This window comes from Candidatus Nitrotoga sp. BS (assembly GCF_927797785.1).
GTDB lineage: Bacteria > Pseudomonadota > Gammaproteobacteria > Burkholderiales > Gallionellaceae > Nitrotoga.
This window is the reverse complement of sequence record NZ_CAKMLL010000088.1, coordinates 25,243-42,849: the sequence shown is the minus strand read 5'-3', so window position 1 is coordinate 42,849 and position 17,607 is coordinate 25,243. Positions and strand designations below refer to the sequence as shown.

Annotated in this window: 16 protein-coding genes and 1 other RNA gene; 16 read left to right on the top strand and 1 reads right to left on the bottom strand. The window is 50.9% G+C overall.

What is annotated here, in order from left to right:
- Positions 1 to 386: 386 nt before the first annotated feature.
- Positions 387 to 1,106, top strand: a complete 720-nt coding sequence (locus MJ769_RS11220) for an EI24 domain-containing protein (protein ID WP_239237229.1) — start codon at positions 387 to 389, stop codon at positions 1,104 to 1,106.
- Positions 1,107 to 1,355: 249 nt separating this feature from the next.
- On the opposite strand, the gene MJ769_RS11215 is transcribed toward MJ769_RS11220, so the two are convergent.
- On the bottom strand, positions 1,356 to 1,499 hold the full coding sequence (locus MJ769_RS11215) for a hypothetical protein (RefSeq protein WP_239237228.1): 144 nt from the start codon (positions 1,497 to 1,499) through the stop codon (positions 1,356 to 1,358).
- A gap of 111 nt (positions 1,500 to 1,610) precedes the next feature.
- On the opposite strand from MJ769_RS11215, the gene rnpB reads away from it, so the two are divergent.
- The 15 genes from rnpB (at position 1,611) to MJ769_RS11140 (ending at position 17,581) form a co-directional block, all read left to right on the top strand.
- Positions 1,611 to 1,963, top strand: an RNA gene (gene rnpB / locus MJ769_RS11210) — RNase P RNA component class A.
- A gap of 422 nt (positions 1,964 to 2,385) precedes the next feature.
- Positions 2,386 to 2,832 (top strand): division/cell wall cluster transcriptional repressor MraZ, encoded by a 447-nt coding sequence (gene mraZ / locus MJ769_RS11205; RefSeq protein ID WP_239237230.1) that lies wholly within the window; start codon positions 2,386 to 2,388, stop codon positions 2,830 to 2,832.
- Complete coding sequence (rsmH, locus tag MJ769_RS11200; RefSeq protein ID WP_239237227.1) at positions 2,829 to 3,788, top strand: 16S rRNA (cytosine(1402)-N(4))-methyltransferase RsmH; 960 nt, start codon at positions 2,829 to 2,831, stop codon at positions 3,786 to 3,788. The genes mraZ and rsmH overlap by 4 nt, the downstream gene beginning before the upstream one ends.
- Positions 3,781 to 4,071: a cell division protein FtsL gene (gene ftsL, locus MJ769_RS11195; RefSeq protein ID WP_239237226.1), complete on the top strand. Its 291-nt coding sequence runs from the start codon at positions 3,781 to 3,783 to the stop codon at positions 4,069 to 4,071. Before rsmH ends, ftsL begins: the two co-directional genes overlap by 8 nt.
- On the top strand, positions 4,068 to 5,801 hold the full coding sequence (locus MJ769_RS11190) for a peptidoglycan D,D-transpeptidase FtsI family protein (protein ID WP_239237225.1): 1,734 nt from the start codon (positions 4,068 to 4,070) through the stop codon (positions 5,799 to 5,801). Before ftsL ends, MJ769_RS11190 begins: the two co-directional genes overlap by 4 nt.
- Entirely contained in the window at positions 5,798 to 7,330 is a 1,533-nt protein-coding gene (locus MJ769_RS11185; protein ID WP_239237224.1) for a UDP-N-acetylmuramoyl-L-alanyl-D-glutamate--2,6-diaminopimelate ligase, read from the top strand. The genes MJ769_RS11190 and MJ769_RS11185 overlap by 4 nt, the downstream gene beginning before the upstream one ends.
- Positions 7,327 to 8,793, top strand: a complete 1,467-nt coding sequence (locus tag MJ769_RS11180; RefSeq protein WP_239237223.1) for a UDP-N-acetylmuramoyl-tripeptide--D-alanyl-D-alanine ligase — start codon at positions 7,327 to 7,329, stop codon at positions 8,791 to 8,793. The genes MJ769_RS11185 and MJ769_RS11180 overlap by 4 nt, the downstream gene beginning before the upstream one ends.
- Positions 8,783 to 9,868: a phospho-N-acetylmuramoyl-pentapeptide-transferase gene (mraY, locus tag MJ769_RS11175; protein WP_239237222.1), complete on the top strand. Its 1,086-nt coding sequence runs from the start codon at positions 8,783 to 8,785 to the stop codon at positions 9,866 to 9,868. The genes MJ769_RS11180 and mraY overlap by 11 nt, the downstream gene beginning before the upstream one ends.
- On the top strand, positions 9,868 to 11,265 hold the full coding sequence (murD, locus tag MJ769_RS11170) for a UDP-N-acetylmuramoyl-L-alanine--D-glutamate ligase (RefSeq protein WP_239237221.1): 1,398 nt from the start codon (positions 9,868 to 9,870) through the stop codon (positions 11,263 to 11,265). The genes mraY and murD overlap by 1 nt, the downstream gene beginning before the upstream one ends.
- Positions 11,247 to 12,410, top strand: a complete 1,164-nt coding sequence (gene ftsW, locus MJ769_RS11165) for a putative lipid II flippase FtsW (protein ID WP_239237220.1) — start codon at positions 11,247 to 11,249, stop codon at positions 12,408 to 12,410. The genes murD and ftsW overlap by 19 nt, the downstream gene beginning before the upstream one ends.
- Complete coding sequence (gene murG, locus MJ769_RS11160) at positions 12,407 to 13,468, top strand: undecaprenyldiphospho-muramoylpentapeptide beta-N-acetylglucosaminyltransferase (protein ID WP_239237219.1); 1,062 nt, start codon at positions 12,407 to 12,409, stop codon at positions 13,466 to 13,468. Before ftsW ends, murG begins: the two co-directional genes overlap by 4 nt.
- The gene (gene murC / locus MJ769_RS11155) at positions 13,465 to 14,883 is read left to right on the top strand and encodes a UDP-N-acetylmuramate--L-alanine ligase (RefSeq protein ID WP_239237218.1); all 1,419 of its coding nucleotides are present in this window, start codon (positions 13,465 to 13,467) and stop codon (positions 14,881 to 14,883) included. Before murG ends, murC begins: the two co-directional genes overlap by 4 nt.
- Complete coding sequence (gene murB, locus MJ769_RS11150; RefSeq protein WP_239237217.1) at positions 14,880 to 15,863, top strand: UDP-N-acetylmuramate dehydrogenase; 984 nt, start codon at positions 14,880 to 14,882, stop codon at positions 15,861 to 15,863. The genes murC and murB overlap by 4 nt, the downstream gene beginning before the upstream one ends.
- Positions 15,856 to 16,803 (top strand): D-alanine--D-alanine ligase, encoded by a 948-nt coding sequence (locus MJ769_RS11145; protein WP_239237216.1) that lies wholly within the window; start codon positions 15,856 to 15,858, stop codon positions 16,801 to 16,803. Before murB ends, MJ769_RS11145 begins: the two co-directional genes overlap by 8 nt.
- Positions 16,793 to 17,581, top strand: coding sequence for a cell division protein FtsQ/DivIB (locus tag MJ769_RS11140; RefSeq protein ID WP_239237215.1), 789 nt, complete (start codon positions 16,793 to 16,795; stop codon positions 17,579 to 17,581). The genes MJ769_RS11145 and MJ769_RS11140 overlap by 11 nt, the downstream gene beginning before the upstream one ends.
- The last annotated feature ends 26 nt before the right edge of the window (positions 17,582 to 17,607 follow it).

The window sequence follows — 17,607 nt, the reverse complement described above, 5'->3', positions numbered from 1 at the left end:
GCTATTCAAATCGCTTTGGCGGGTAAGGCTCTTGAGGGATGGGGTGAGTAGTTACATTTTTTTATCTGAACTCATCAAAAATTCACCAGCCACTCTCTACATTTGCGCTGAATAATAAATGGCCTATAGTGCTAATTCATAAATTAGTCATCGACCAACACAACCAATAATGGTGTCTTATCCATGTCATTTCAAGAGGAGACAGGCGTGAGGACATCTATTTGAATGTTGCCGATAAAGAAGATTGGCGATAAGTATTAGGCCATATCTGTAGTCGTTATAATTGGGTGGCTCACGCGTATTACCAGATGAACAATCATTATCATTTCTGGTGGAAACGGTAGCCAAAAATGAATCATTGAATAATAATTTGTAAGGAAATCGTCATGACACAAATATTTGATGCAATCGTCTGCGCCTTTCGCGACCTTTTCCAGTTTAAGGTGTTATGGATCGTTATCTGGCCGATGTTGGCGTCGGTTTTGTTGTGGATGGTGCTGGGCGTTGTCTTCTGGGATACTTTTTCAGGATGGATCACAAGTGGCCTCACTTATATCGGCGTCCAAGAGTGGTTGGAAGGGCTGGAGCCGCGCTGGGTGGCTAACGGTATTCAGATCATCACACATTTTATACTGTTCGTTCCTCTGGTATTTACTACTGCGCTGCTGATCACGGCATTTTTTGCCATGCCGGCACTAATTCGATTGGTGGCGGATCGTGATTACCCCCAGCTTAAACGTGAAAATGGCGGTAGCAATATCGGCAACCTATTGAACGCAGCACTTGCTATTGGCGTATTTATCGCGATCTGGGTGTTGAGTTTGCCGTTTTGGTTGATCGGCATTGGCGTGATCGTACCCTTCGTCGCGGCGACCTATCTTAACCAGCGCTTGTTTCGCTTCGATGCAGTGGCGGAACACGCCAGCAGTGAGGAGATGAAGAGCATGTTTTCCACCTATCAGTCATCCTGGTGGGGGTTGGGATTGTTGACCGGATTATTGCAATTCGTACCTATTCTGAACCTGTTCGCACCGGTGCTCACGGCCTTGGCCTTTATACATTTCGGCTTGGCCAGGCTAACCAGTTTACGTAAAGTTTCCGAATGAAGTTTTGCACAAAGCCCAGCGCAGACCTATAGGGAAAGCGTAATAAAAAACCACTTTCTCCCCCCGAAGAAAGAAAGTGGAAAGGAAGTCAATCAAGGAAGCCCTCCGCTTAAAGCGTGTCAGGGGAGACTTTCAAGTTACAAATAATTAAGGAGAAGAATTATTTGTACTCTGAGCAAAACGCAAAAGCAGAGAACGGGCTCATTATATATAAATATAAATGCTAATACAAATGATTCGCATGTTTAATCACGCGAATATCAGTAACTTCAAACCTTTTTCTTGCCTTTTCAGCTCCACTAGCTCACCAGACGGTCCATATACATGCCCGAGCATGGCGGCCATGGCGCGCTCCATTGAAGCTCTCTCCGAGCGACTATAGATCATAGTCACGTCAATCCCCTGCGTCAGGCTGGTTGTCACCTCAAAATTTAATCAGGACTCGAGAGTCTCACCTTCATCTATTTCCCGAGACGTATATCTATACCGTGGTAAACTCACTGCGAAGCTGGCTAGACAGTCGCCGCGTCCACCAGTAAGGGCGGGGAGGAAAGTCCGGGCTCCTTAGAGCAAGATGCCGGTTAATGGCCGGACACCGTGAGGTGATGACAAGTGCCACAGAGAATAGTCTGCCCAAGTTCCGCAAGGAAACGGCGATGGTGAAACGGCGGGGTAAGAGCCCACCGCGGACGTGGTAACACGGACGGCACGGTAAACTCCATCTGGAGCAAGACCAAATAGGCAGGTAATGACGTGGCTCGCGTCGCCTGCGGGTAGGTTGCTTGAGCGTAAGGTAACGAAACGCCTAGAGGAATGACTGTCCACGACAGAACCCGGCTTATCGGCTGGCTTCACTTGATTTCTATAAGTTTCTAACGGAATGATCTTTCTAGTAGGAACGGTTTTAGTATAGGCTGGTATAAAAAACTACCGTTGCCGAGCGAGCGCTTCTACCAAGCTTTTGTTTTCATTTGAATGAAATCAAAAACAATCTTAAATACCTTACCTCAGCTTCACATCCTAACAGCATCACGCAAATTCACCCGCAAGCCCCAAATTCCCCGCAAACCGCAAAAAACACCACAAATAACTTTAGCTTTTTTGTGCAATCCATTCTTTATTAAAGAAATTAACACAACATCAATTTCTCAGCCCTAACTACTTGTCGCGCAAAGAAAAAACTATTTTTATTCCTTGACCCAGCATGTTTTTTTCAATATAGTGAAGCCGAGTGGGAAAAAGTGGGTTTTTGTGGGTAATCAAGTACAGGGTTGCGATGATGTTTCAGGGAGCGGCACAACTCAATCTGGATAGCAAAGGCAGGCTCGCGATACCGGCTCGGCATCGTGACGTCTTGCTTGTGCATTGCGCCGGGCAGTTAGTGCTAACCGCTGATGCGGATGGTTGCTTGCTGTGCTATCCGCAGCCCGAATGGCAGCCCATACGCGACAAGCTGCTCAAGTTGTCCTCCCTTAATCCACGAATACGCGCGTTACAGCGCCGCCTGGTTGGTTACGCCGAAGATGTCGAAATGGATGCAGCAGGACGCGTACTTATTTCTCCTGCCTTGCGCAGCTATGCGACGCTGGATAAGCGCGTAATGCTGATCGGCCAAGGCAATAAACTCGAATTGTGGGATGAGGCAAAGTGGGCAGCGCAGCAGGAAATAGCATTGACCTTTGCCGATGGCGAGCTTCCTCCGGAACTGGAGGGATTCACGTTGTGAGCGGTAGCTTATCTCACACGCCCAAATTGTTACACGAAACAGTTTTATTGCATGAAGCCATTGAGGCATTGCAGATAAAACCGGATGGTGTCTATGTGGACGGCACGTTCGGGCGCGGTGGACACAGTCAGTTGATACTGCAAAAGTTGAGCGCGATGGGACGTTTGATTGCCTTAGACAAAGATCCTGCAGCGGTCGCTGCGGCGCAGGCAATTTCTGACCCACGTTTTCTCATAGTGCATAGTGGATTCGCGCACTTGACTAAGATATTGGGCGAGCTGGCGGTTGAAAAAGTGGACGGAGTGTTGCTCGACCTGGGAGTGTCTTCGCCGCAACTGGATGATGAACAACGCGGTTTCAGCTTCCGTTTCGACGCGCCACTGGATATGCGTATGGATATCAGCAGCGGACAAACCGCAGCGGAGTGGCTTGCTACCGTAGATGAAAAATTGCTTGGAGAGGTAATACGAGACTATGGCGAGGAACGGTTTGCTACACAGATTGCAAGAGCGCTTGTTGCTGCACGCCAAGAGAAAGCTATTGCCTCGACGCGCCAGCTCAGCGAAATTGTTGCTCAGGCCGTGCGCACACGTGAACCCGGGAAAAATCCGGCGACACGCACCTTTCAAGCTATACGGATTTATCTCAACCAAGAGCTCGAAGAAATTGCGCGGATTCTCCCGCAATGCGTGGATTGCCTAAGCTCAGGAGGACATATCGTGATCATCAGTTTCCATTCGCTGGAAGACCGTATGGTAAAGCACTTCCTGCGCGACATGGCGCAAGGCGACAAGCTACCCCGTAATTTGCCGATTCGCGCTGCGGAAATACCAAAAGGTAGGCTGCGCCTGATTGGCAAAGCGATTCAGGCCACCTCACAGGAGGTGGCCATGAATCCACGGGCGCGCAGTGCGGTAATGCGCATAGCTGAGCGTACTGGAGAGGCGGATGACTAGGCTGCATCTATTGCTATTGCTTATAGTGATCGTTAGCGCGCTGAGCGTTGTGACTTCACAAAATAAGGCGCGCAAATTGTTCGCGGAACTACAAAAAGAGAATGAGCGCGCGCAGCAAATGGAAGTGGAATGGGGACAGCTACAACTTGAGCAGAGTACTTGGGCAATGTCAGCTCGGGTAGAGAAAATCGCTGTCAATCAATTGAAAATGCAGCTACCGGAAGGCCATCAGATCCGATTTATTGATACTGAAGAGCTGAGTAAATTTAAAACGCAACCATGAATTATTCCAGCCACATACAGGCCGCAAAGCTAGCCACATTACCGCAGTGGCGTTCACAGCTGTTATTTGTGCTGTTGTTAATTGGCATGGCTACAATGATCGTTCGCGCAGTGTATTTGCAAAGCATCCACCATGATTTCCTGCAACAAAAAGGGGATGCGCGTTCCAGCCGTGTCATAGAAATTAGCGCGCACCGCGGCATGATTGCCGATCGCAATGGAGAGCCGCTCGCCATCAGCACACCAGTGGAATCCATTAGTGTTAGTTCACAGGATTTGGACGCGACAAAGCAACAAGTGAATCAGTTAGCGCGGATACTGGGCATGGATATAAACGAAGTACAGCATCGTTTATTCGACACTACGCGTAACAACGTTTATCTCAAGCGCCAATTACCACCCGAACAGGTGGAAAAAATTGTGAAGCTGGGCATACCCGGTGTATCGCTACGGCGTGAGTATCGCCGCTATTACCCAGGCGGAGACGTAACGGCACACCTGCTCGGATTTACTGACGTGGACGACAACGGCCAGGAAGGACTGGAGCTGGCATTACAGAATCAACTCAGTGGCAAAGCGGGTAGCCAACGTGTAATTAAGGATCTCAGAGGTCATATTGTCGAAGACGTCACCAGCATTCGCGCGCCCAAACCGGGCAGCAATCTGATGCTGAGCATAGACAGCAAAATCCAATATTTGGCTTACCGGGAAATAAAGCAGGCGGTCAAGCAGCACCGTGCCCAAGCCGGCTCCATTGTAGTGCTGGACGCTCAAAGCGGCGAAGTGTTAGCGCTGGCCAATTGGCCAAGTTTCAACCCTAACAATCGCGCCAAGCCCAACCTTCAGGTGCTACGCAACCGCGTAGTGACCGATCAATTCGAACCGGGTTCCACACTCAAGCCATTCACCGTGGCAGCGGCGCTGGATATAGGTAAAGTGACGCCACAAACCATTATCAATACCGAGAATGGAGTCATGCAAGTCGGCAGACACAAGATCAATGACACCCATCAAGAAGAAGTGCTCACAGTGGCGCAGGTAATTCAAAAATCCAGTAATGTAGGCGCGGCTAAGATTGCGCTATCGTTAGCACCGGAAACAATCTGGCAAAGCCTTAACGATAGTGGTTTCGGTACTCAGGGCGGCAGTGGCTTTCCTGGTGAAGCGACAGGTAAATTGCGTGATTTCCAAAAATGGCGGCCTATTGAGCAAGCCACTCTTTCTTATGGCCACGGCATTTCTGTCAGCCTGTTACAACTGGCACGCGCCTATACCATATTTGCAAACAATGGTGAACTGAAGCCAGTGTCATGGCTTAAGCTTGACGCACCTGTGGAGGGCAAGAAAGTATATTCGGCTACCACCGCTCGCGAAATACTCGGTATGCTGGAACTAGCGGTTCTGCCCGGCGGCACTGCACCGTTGGCACAGATCAATGGCTACCGTGTAGCGGGCAAGACTGGCACTGCGCACAAACTAGAGGGGGGGCATTACGTCAATCGATATATTTCTTCTTTTGTCGGATTGGCACCTGCGACTAACCCACGACTGGTCGTGGCAGTGATGATCAACGAGCCGAACAACGGTCAGTATTACGGCGGTCTGGTCGCAGCACCCGTATTTAGTAATGTGATGGGCGCAGCGTTACGCCTGCTCAACGTGCCCAACGATACACAGCTCGGCAATGTATTAATGCCGCAATCTGTGGATTTCGTGAAGGAGGAAGTGTGAACTTCTATTCCAACCTCATTACCTCCCTCGGTGTAACGGTCACACGGCTGGTGACGGATAGCCGCGCAGTTGCGCCAGGTGATACTTTCATCGCCTATCCCGGCAGCAAGACTGATGGGCGCCAGTTCATTAAGCAAGCTATCGCAAATGGTGCCAATGCGGTGATCTGGGAAGCGCACGGATTTAGCTGGAACGAAGCATGGCAGCTTCCCAATGTGGCAGTAGCCGATCTCCTTCATCATGCCGGAGAGATTGCTGACCATGTCTATGGCAGTCCCTCGCAAAAAATGTGGGTGGTCGGTATCACCGGCACTAATGGCAAGACATCATGCTGCCACTGGATTGCACAATCATTTTGCGCGCTGGGCAAAAAAACCGCACTGATCGGAACCTTGGGCAACGGGTTCCATTCTGCTTTGCAGCCCACTCTGAACACTACACCCGATGCCATCCACCTGCATAAATTATTAGCCGATTATCTCGCACAAGGTGCGCAGGCTGTAGCAATGGAGGTGTCCTCCCATGCTTTGCAACAAGGACGCGTGAATGGGGTGCAGTTCGATGTAGCGCTACTTACCAACCTCAGCCGAGATCATCTCGATTACCACGGCGACATGCACAGCTATGCGGCGGCCAAGCGCAGCCTGTTCGATAAACAACAACTTAAATTTATTGTACTCAACCTGGATGATGCATTTGGTGCCGAGATTGCCGAACAACTGCGGGATAAGGATGTCGAAGTGGTTGGCTACGGTCTAAACGATACCGCCTTAGCCTTGGCCGAGCGTCTCGGTTTACGCATGGTTTACGGTGGCCCATTACGCATGGATGCGCATGGATTTAGCCTGCAAATCCATTCCAGCTGGGGCGGTGGTGAGCTGCATAACACACTGATCGGACGCTTTAATGTTTCAAACCTTTTGGGCGTTATGGCGGTTTTGCTGGTAAGCGGAGTGACGTTAAGCGATGCGCTGCACGAGTTATCGCAAATCACTGCGGTGCCGGGACGCATGCAGACTTTTGGAGATGGCGATCACCCAACGGTGGTAGTGGACTACGCACATACCCCGGAGGCACTGGAAAAAGTATTGCAGGCCGTACGTGAAGTGGTCGGACGTGACATAGTCGGGGCTTATGACGGCAAACTGATTTGTGTATTCGGTTGTGGTGGTGACCGCGACAGCGGCAAACGGCCAATAATGGGGGCTATCGCAGCCAAATTGGCAGACATCACTATCATTACCAGCGACAACCCGCGCAGTGAAGCGCCGCTCGACATTATCGCAGCCATTGTGTCCGGCATTACATCTGCAAGCAGGACAGCGAACAGCACATACCAAATTATCGAAGATCGCGCCTCGGCCATCGCTCAAGCAGTACTCAACGCGCATGCGACAGATATCGTACTGGTTGCCGGTAAAGGGCACGAGTCGTATCAGGAAATCAAGGAAGTGAAATATCCGTTCAACGACGCCGAGGTCGTACAGCGGGCATTGTTGGCCTGGCGCAATGTGGAGCAGCGGGCATGATGCTGCTATCGCAGGCTGCGCAAGTGTTGGGCGGCAAGCTTGTCGGCCACGATGCATTATTTACGTCCGTGTCCAGCGATAGTCGAGCGATTAATGCAGGCGATCTATTTGTAGCATTGCAGGGGGAAAATTTCGACGGCGCCGCATTTGTTGCCAGTGCGACTCAAAGTGGCGCGGTCGCTGCATTAGTAAACACTACAAGTTATCGAGACGTTACGTTACCGTGTCCATTGCTGCTGGTAGAAGACACTCGCTTGGCGTTAGGTCATCTGGCAGCTCATTGGCGTACACAGCTCAACACCCCCGTGATAGCAGTGACCGGTAGCAACGGCAAGACCACAGTGAAGGAAATATTGGCAAGTATATTGCGCGCGGCGACCGGTGGTGATGGCACAGTGTTAGCAACAGTTGGAAATCTCAACAATGACATTGGTGTGCCACTTACCTTGCTTAAGTTACGAAATGTGCATCGCTATGCGGTGATCGAGATGGGCATGAACCATCCGGGAGAAATTGAATACCTGACGCAGATGGCGCGGCCGAATGTCGCCATCGTCAACAACGCGGGCAGCGCGCACTTGGCCGGACTGGGTTCGGTGGACGCGGTGGCACGCGCTAAAGGAGAAATTTTCACAGGATTGTCGCCCCAAGGCACTGCGATCATTAATGCCGATGACGCTTATGCACCATTATGGCGTGAGTTGGCAGGCGGTCATACGATTATTGAATTCGGTCTGGAAAAAAATGCTGCGGTACATGCGCAATGGCAAGTACAGGATAAGGGCATGTATATCCAAGTGAGCACGCCGCAGGGTAACTTTAATGCTCAGTTGCAAGTTCCGGGTTCGCACAACGTGCGCAACGCGCTGGCCGCTACTGCGGCAGCGCTAGCCTTCCACATACCCTTGTTGGCGATTGCGGCAGGACTAGAAAATTTTGCTGGCGTGGCCGCTCGTTTGCAGCGTAAAGCTGCACTGCATGGTGCGATGCTGATAGATGACAGCTACAACGCCAATCCAGCCTCACTGCACGCCGCACTTGAGGTATTGGCGCAGAGCGCCGGCAAAAAAATCCTGGTACTGGGCGACATGGGAGAGCTGGGAGAGGACGCCGAGCGCCTGCATAGCGAAATTGGCGCTGAAGCCCTCCGTTTGGGAGTAAACCAGCTACTGGCACTGGGCAAATTGACACTTCATGCAGTACATGAGTTCGGCACAGGCGCTCGTCACTTTGAACGCATTGAGGATTTATTCGCCGTGCTGGATAAAAATTTGGATATTGATAGTACGGTATTAGTTAAGGGTTCGCGCTTTATGCGCATGGAGCGAGTGGTGCAGCATTGCACTGGAACAAATGAGGTCAGAGAGGAAAAAAGCATGGAAGAATCCATGCACAAGCTTCACCATCCTTCCTCATCTTTTCCACTTAACCGAGCGGCCGAAAGAAGCAAAAATGTTACTTAAATTCGCGCAATGGTTATCGCAATATAACAGTGTATTCAGTGTATTCAATTACATCACACTGCGCGCTGTGCTGGCAGCAATGACTGCATTGTCTATTTCCTTTCTGGTCGGGCCGATGATGATACGCAAGCTGACTGCCTATAAGATAGGCCAAGCTGTGCGGAATGACGGCCCGCAGACGCATCTGATAAAAACTGGCACGCCAACCATGGGGGGCGCGTTAATTCTCACCTCAATAGCTATCACCACGTTATTGTGGGCCGACTTGAATAATAATTATGTATGGGTGGTATTGCTCACCACATTGGGTTTCGGTGCGATCGGCTGGGTCGATGACTACCGCAAAGTGGTACATCGCAACCCCAAGGGGCTGTCTGCCAAAACCAAGATATTCTGGCAATCCATCATTGCATTGATCGTAGCGGCGTACCTGTGGCAGACCGCCAGCCTGCCTGCGCATACTGAACTTATCGTGCCCTTCTTCAAGTATCTGGTATTTCCGCTAGCAGGATTCACTTTCATTCTGCTCACCTACCTGGTTATCGTTGGCACCAGTAACGCAGTAAATTTGACCGATGGTCTAGACGGCTTGGCGATCATGCCCACGGTGATGATCAGCAGTGCGCTGGCAATTTTTGCTTATGTTGCAGGCCATGCAGTGTTCGCCAAGTATCTTGGCATGCCGCATGTACCCGGTGCGAGCGAGTTAGCGGTGTTCTGCGGCGCAATTGCGGGTGCAGGTCTAGCTTTCTTGTGGTTTAACGCTTATCCGGCAGAAGTCTTCATGGGGGACGTAGGTGCATTGGCGTTGGGTGCGGCACTCGGCACGGTAGCAGTGATCGTGCGCCAGGAATTCGTACTGCTGATCATGGGCGGGGTATTCGTCCTGGAAACGCTTTCAGTTGTTATTCAAGTGGTTTCTTTCAAACTTACAGGGAAGCGAATTTTTCGCATGGCACCGCTCCATCATCACTATGAATTAAAGGGCTGGAAAGAGAATCAAGTGGTTGTTCGGTTTTGGATTATTTCAATGATGTTGGTATTAATTGGACTGACTACACTTAAATTACGGTGATGAAAATGACAAACAAATCTGTACTAGTGCTTGGTCTCGGAGAAACTGGGCTATCGCTTGTCCACTGGCTAAGTTTACAGGGTGCGCGGGTGCGCGCTGCCGACAGTCGTGACCACCCTCCATCTCTGGAAGCATTGCGCGCACAGTTCCCGGAGATGGAATTGCACTGTGGTGTGTTTCGCAGCGAATTGCTCAATGGAGTCGACTTTATTGCCATCAGTCCCGGCATACCCTTAAGTAACCAATTCGTAGCGCAGGCAATAGCACGTGGCATTCCGATAATGGGGGATATTGAATTATTTGCGCAATCATTGCCGCAAGATCGACGCCCGAAAATTATTGCCATCACCGGTGCCAATGGCAAGACCACGGTAGCCAGCATGGTCGGGGCAATGTGCCGTGCGGCAGGTTTGGACACGGAAGTGGCTGGCAATATTTCGCCCACAGTACTGGATGTACTATTAAAGCGCCAAGGACAGCAGCCGGATGTTTGGGTACTTGAACTTTCCAGCTTTCAGTTGGAAACCACTTCCTCGCTCAGTGCAGATGCAGCAACAGTGCTCAACATCAGCGAAGACCATCTCGATCGTTATTCCGACATAAACGAATATATAGCCGCCAAGGCACGCATCTTCCGTAACAACGGACAAAGAACCGAGCAAGTGCTCAATCGCGATGATGCAATTAGTGCTGGCATGGCGTTATCAGGGTGCATACAAAATACATTTGGATTGAATACCCCACCTCTCACCGATAGTGATTGGGGCATAGATAGCAATAGTGAAGGTGTATGGCTAATGCATGGCCAGCGGCGTGTTATGAATGCCAATGAGTTGCGGGTGGCTGGGTTACATAATGTAGCTAATGCATTGGCTGCTCTAGCCTTGTGCCATGCAGTGGGTTTGCCGCTAGCACCGTTACTGAATGCGTTACGAGCTTTCGAGGGCTTACCGCACCGCGTGCAGCCCGTCACGGAAATCAATGACATCGCTTATTACGATGACTCAAAAGGAACTAATGTCGGCGCTACTATAGCGGCAGTTCAGGGTTTAGGACGGCCTGTCGTATTGATTGCGGGCGGAGAGGGTAAAGGACAGGATTTTTCGCCGCTCTATCCGGTAGTAATGCAGCATGCACGAGCAGTCGTGCTCATCGGACGCGATGCTGACAAGATTGCAGCTGTACTTCAAAATTGCGGTGTACCTGTGGTTTATGCGCAGAGTATGGTCGATGCAGTGCGTCAGAGTGCCTCCCTGGCGCAGCCAGGTGACGCAGTGCTGTTATCGCCAGCTTGCGCCAGCTTTGATATGTTCCGTAATTACAGCCATCGTGCTGAAGTATTTAACGCCGCAGTAAATGCTTTGCAAGAGGATAGGCTATGCTCGCCGCAAGCCTGAACAGACGCCCCCATGCATATATGGAATACGACATGATACTGTCGTGGATAACCATCGCGTTGCTGTCATTCGGACTGGTAATGGTTTATTCGGCTTCTATCGCCACTGCCGAAGCAAGCAAGTTTACCGGCTTTCAGCCTGCGCATTATTTGGTGCTGCATGCCCTGTATATTTTCGTCGGGATCGTAGCCGGTGTAATGGCGTTCCAAGTATCGCTCCAGAACTGGCAGAGGCTGGCACCCTATTTGTTTCTGCTTGGCGTAGCACTACTGATTCTAGTGCTGATCCCCGGCATCGGGCGCGAAGTGAATGGCAGCCGCCGTTGGCTTTCACTGTTCGTCATTAATCTCCAACCATCTGAACTTATAAAATTATTTGCCGTGCTGTATGCGGCCGATTACACCGTGCGCAAAGGTTTAATTAAAGATCACTGGGGGCAAGCATTTCTACCGATGTTCGCAGTGATGGCGCTGGTCGGAGGCTTATTATTGCTAGAACCGGACATGGGTTCTTTCGTGGTGATCTGTATTGTCTCAATGTGCATTCTGTTTCTGGGCGGATTTAATATCAAGGTATTCGCTGGATTGGTGATTGCCCTGCCACTCGCATTTACATCTCTTATTTTCTCATCAGAATATCGCACGGCGCGTATATTCGGCTTCTGGGATCCATGGTCAGACCCTTACGGCAAGGGATACCAGTTAAGTCATGCGCTGATCGCATTTGGTCGCGGCGAATGGTTCGGTGTGGGGCTGGGCGGAAGCTTACAAAAATTATTTTATTTGCCTGAAGCACATACGGATTTTCTACTCGCAGTCATTGCTGAAGAGCTTGGCTTCGTTGGTGTATGCATGGTTACCCTGTTATTTGTCGGGCTGATCATTCGCGCTTTCGCCATCGGTCGGCAAGCCGCCAATCTCGAGCGCCAGTTTTCCGCGCTGGTGGCGCAGGGTATTGCCGCGTGGTTAGGCGTGCAAGCGATGATCAATATTGGCGTAAACACGGGCGTATTGCCCACTAAGGGGTTAACCCTGCCCTTTCTTAGTTTTGGTGGCAGCAGCATGGTGGTGAGTTGCGTTGCGGCAGCACTGCTACTTCGCATTGATTGGGAAAACCGACGAATGTTGAGCGGTCTGCCAATATGACTCGAAATATCCTGATCATGGCTGGTGGAACAGGTGGCCATATATTCCCGGCTTTGGCTGTAGCTGACTACCTGCATTCGAAAGGCTGGCGCATCATTTGGTTGGGCGCACCCAGAAGCATGGAAGCAGAACTAGTGCCCAAACATGGCTATGAAATGGCTAGTGTGCGGTTTTCCGGTCTGCGCGGAAAGGGGCTGCTACGCAAATTGATACTGCCGTTCAATCTATTGCTGGCATTGTGGCAGAGTGGCGTTGCATTGTTGCGTCATCGTCCCGACGTGGTGCTGGGCATGGGGGGATATATCACCTTCCCTGGCGGAATCATGGCTGCACTGATGCGCCGACCACTGTTAATTCACGAACAAAATTCCATTGCCGGACTGAGCAACAAAGTTCTGGCGCGATTAGCTGCACGAGTGCTAAGCGGTTTTCCGAACGTACTGCCAAGCGCTGAATGGTGCGGCAATCCAGTACGCGACAGCATTGCCACGCTATCCGAGCCACAGATACGCTACGCTGCACGCAGCGGCGTGCTTAACCTGTTAGTGCTGGGTGGCAGTTTAGGTGCTAAAGCAATCAATGAATGCGTGCCACAGGCATTGGCATTATTACCACAGTCTGTGCGCCACAACGTGTTGCACCAAACTGGCAAGCAACATTTGGAATCGGTACGAACCGCTTACCGACAGGCAGCAGTCAATGCCGAGTCTCAGCCATTTCTGGATGATATGGCGCAATACTATGCCTGGGCAGACGTAATAATTTGTCGTGCTGGAGCTTTGACTATCGCTGAACTGACAGCAGCAGGCGTGGCTAGCATACTGGTGCCATTTCCGTTCGCAGTGGACGATCACCAAACCGTCAATGCGCGCTTCCTCAGCGAACGCGGCGCGGCCACCCTGCTGCCGCAGACCGAATTGAAGCCGCAGTTCTTAGCAAATTTATTACGGACAATAACCAGGGAACACGCTCTGAACATGGCGCAAAGCGCACGCAAACTGGCCAAACCAGAAGCAACACATTGTGTTGCTCAGGTATGTATGGAGTTGGCTGGATGAAACATAAAGTTAAACACATCCATTTCATAGGTATAGGTGGTTCCGGCATGAGCGGAATAGCTGAAGTTTTACTCAACTTGGGTTACCAAGTGAGTGGTTCTGATCTAGCTGATAATGCGATCACACAACGTATGAAACAACTCGGCGCAACAGTGTATCTGGGGCATGCCAATAGTCATTTGGCAAATGCAAATGCAGTAGTAGTGTCTTCCGCAGTAAATCCAGACAACCCGGAGATAGTGGCCGCGCGCGCACGCAATATTCCAATAGTGCCGCGCGCAATGATGCTGGCAGAACTGATGCGTTTACGCCAGGGAATCGCGGTGGCCGGCACACATGGAAAGACCACCACCACCAGCCTCACCGCCAGTGTCTTAGCCAAAGGAGGGTTTGATCCGACCTTTGTCATTGGCGGGAAGCTTAACAGTAGTGGCACCAACGCCAAGCTGGGAACTGGCGAATTTATCGTAGTGGAAGCCGATGAATCGGATGCTTCATTTTTGTACCTGCAACCCATTTTGGCTGTCATTACCAACATCGACGCCGATCACATGGAAACATATGAGCATGATTTCTCAAAGCTGAAGCAGGCATTCGTAGACTTCGTCGAGCATTTACCTTTCTATGGCATGGTCATAGTGTGTGTGGACGATGCCAACATACGTGACATTCTGCCCAGCATCAGCAAGCCAGTTACCACTTACGGCTTTACTGAAGACGCGCAAATCCGTGCTGTGAATATGCGCCACCACGATGGCCAGATGCGATTCACTGCATTATGCCGACAAAACGGACAGCCTCGCGACCTGGAAATCATACTCAATCTGCCTGGACAGCATAACGTACTGAATGCACTGGCAGCAATCGCCGTAGGCCTTGAAGTCGGCGTAGCAGATGATGCCATCATTAGTGCGCTAGGCGAATTCGAGGGCGTTGGACGACGTTTTCAGCGCTATGGCGAGATTCCACTGGTGGGGAGTGGTAGTTTTACTCTTGTCGATGATTACGGCCACCATCCCATCGAAATATTGGCAACTATAAATGCTGTGCACGGGGCATTTCCGGGGCGGCGTTTATTGCTGGCGTTTCAGCCCCATCGCTACACGCGTACGCGTGATTTATTTGAAGATTTCGTCAAGGTATTAAGCGGGGCGGATGTACTACTGCTAGCCGAAGTATATGCCGCTGGCGAATCACCCATCGTTGCAGCAGATGGACGGGCACTGGCGCACGCGTTACGTGTCGCCGGACAAAACAAGGTGTTGTTCGTGGAACAAATTCAAGATATGCCACAAGCCATTCTGAATATGGCACAAGCCGGTGATGTGGTCGTAACCATGGGAGCGGGTTCGATTGGTGGTGTAGCGAGCATGATAAAAAATAGTGCTACAAATATTGGCGCATCTCCTAAATGAACATGATCGAACCAACCCAGTTTATGACAGAAGAGCTGCGCGGAACGCTACGCAGCAATGTCGCCATGTCTCGCCACACCAGTTGGCGTGCTGGTGGCTATGCTGAAAGAGTATATCAACCCGCTGATCTGGCCGACTTGATTGTTTTCCTGCGAACCTTACCCGCAGATGAGCCGGTAATCGCGGTGGGATTGGGCAGCAACCTGTTGGTGCGTGATGGAGGTCTGCGCGGCACGGTGTTGCTATTACATGCGGCACTCACCGAAATGCGTATCGAAGCGGATGGATCGATCTATGCACAGGCTGGCGTATCCGGTGCCAAGCTGGCCCGCTTCGCTGCGAAGCATAACCTGATGGGTGCGGAATTTTTTGCCGGAATACCCGGCACTTTAGGTGGAATGTTGGCAATGAACGCTGGCTGCTACGGTAGTGAAATCTGGAATGTAGTGAAAAATGTGCAGACGCTAATGCGTAGCGGGAAACTATTGGAACGTGAGCCAGATGATTATGAGATTGGCTATCGGCATGTTGTACTGCAAAAAAAGGATGAATACCTTGAGCACAATGATGCCCGCATCTCTAATTCATTGCCTTTTCACCAAGAAGAGTTTTTTGTCGGCGCGAAACTGCGCATGCTCGCTGGTGACGGTGACATCTCTCGTCGCAAGATTAAGTCGCTGCTATCCAAACGCATTGCCTCCCAGCCCTTAAACCTGCCGAATGCAGGTTCAGTGTTCCGCAATCCGCCTAGTGATTATGCAGCACGTCTGATCGAGCAGTGCGGGTTGAAAGGCTTGCAGATTGGCGGTGCGCGCGTGTCCGAAAAGCATGGCAACTTTATCGTGAACATGGGCAGCGCCACGGCGGCAGATATTGAAAATCTGATTAACGAGGTACGAGCCAGCGTGCAACTGAAAACTGGTATTTGCCTTCATCCGGAAGTGCGAATCATAGGCGAGTATGCAAGCAATCATGAATAAGCAATATTTATTTCCACACTCCCGGCCTCCTGCACAACATGGAAAAGTTGCAGTCTTGTTTGGCGGGCGTTCCGTCGAGCGCGAAATCTCGCTCAAAAGCGGTACAGCAGTACTGACCGCGCTACAGAAAAGTGGGGTTAATGCCCACCCGTTTGATCCTGCCGAACAGGATTTGCATATGCTGCTGGAAGGTGGTTTTCAGCGCGCCTTCATTGCGTTGCACGGACGCTTTGGCGAGGACGGCACGATGCAGGGCGCACTTGAATTGATGAAAATACCCTATACCGGAAGCGGAGTACTAGCTTCGGCTTTAGCCATGGATAAGTGGCGCAGCAAACTGGTGTGGCAGGCTGCAGGGCTGCCTATTCCGGCTTATGAAATGATCGATGCAACTAGCGATTTGGCTGCGATAGCGAACCGGCTGGGGCTGCCACTGTTCATCAAGCCAGCCAATGAAGGTTCGAGTGTAGGCATCAGCAAAGTAAAAAAGGCCAGTGAACTGCAAGCTGCATATGCAACAGCAGCGAAACACGACAAACTGGTAATAGCGGAGGCATTTATCAGCGCGGGCGAATACACGGTCGCCATCCTTGGCGGGCAGGCACTGCCTGTAATTAAGATAGAGCCAGCTAATGAGTTTTACGATTACGAAGCAAAGTACTTGCGCAACGATACACGTTATCTGTGCCCCGCTGGTTTGTCGCAAGAAAAAGAAGGCGAAATGCAACAGCTGGCGCTACAAAGTTTTGCACTGATCGGAGGCGTCGGCTGGGGACGCGTGGATTTTTTGATGGATGAAACTGGGCAGCCTTATTTGCTGGAGATCAATACTGTACCCGGCATGACCGACCATAGCCTAGTGCCGATGGCAGCACGTCAGGCCGGAATCAGCTTCAAACAACTGGTGTTGACCATATTGGAGTTGTCCCATGTGGGATAAGCCGGAGTTGCTACGCATGATTTCCAGCTCGCTGTTCGGCATTTGCTTCGTACTGGTTTTATATGGCGCGTTGCACTATGTGCTGCACTTGCCAATGTTTGCGCTACGCATCATATCCATTAGCAGTGCGCCGCGCCAAGTGATCCCCGCTCAAATTGAGGCAGTTGCGCGAAATGAATTGCCCGGTAACTTTTTCACTATCGATCTGGAACGCACGCGGCGGGCTTTTGAGAGCATCCCCTGGGTGCGTAAAGTAAGCATACGACGGCATTTCCCTTCGCAACTGGAGATAAGCTTGGAAGAGCATGTGGCGCTGGCACATTGGAACGATGCAGGGTTGGTGAACACTCGCGGCGAAGTGTTCTCAGCTGAGACGAGCCAGCAATTACCCAATTTCATCGGACAACCGGAAAGCGCAGCCGAAGTATCTCAAAAGTATGCCGAATTGACTGAACAGCTTGCGCCGCTTAAGCAGGGCATTGCAGAAATCAGCCTGTCGTCGCGCCGCTCCTGGCAGTTGCGCCTGAGCAACGGCATGCTGCTGAAACTAGGACGTGAACAATCATTGCAGCGTTTAGCACGCTTTGTGGCGTTGTACCCATACAGCCTGATGACCATACAACAAAATGACAAAGTTTTTCATGCAGGAAAAGCTCCGCATGAAAATGAACTACAAAACAGGATAGAGTATGTGGATTTACGCTATAGCAATGGCTTCGCAGCTCACCTGTCGGGTACAACGAATGGTCTGGGCATGGCTGGGAAAAAAACGATATAGGGCGAAGCTAAAAAATCCATAGAGGA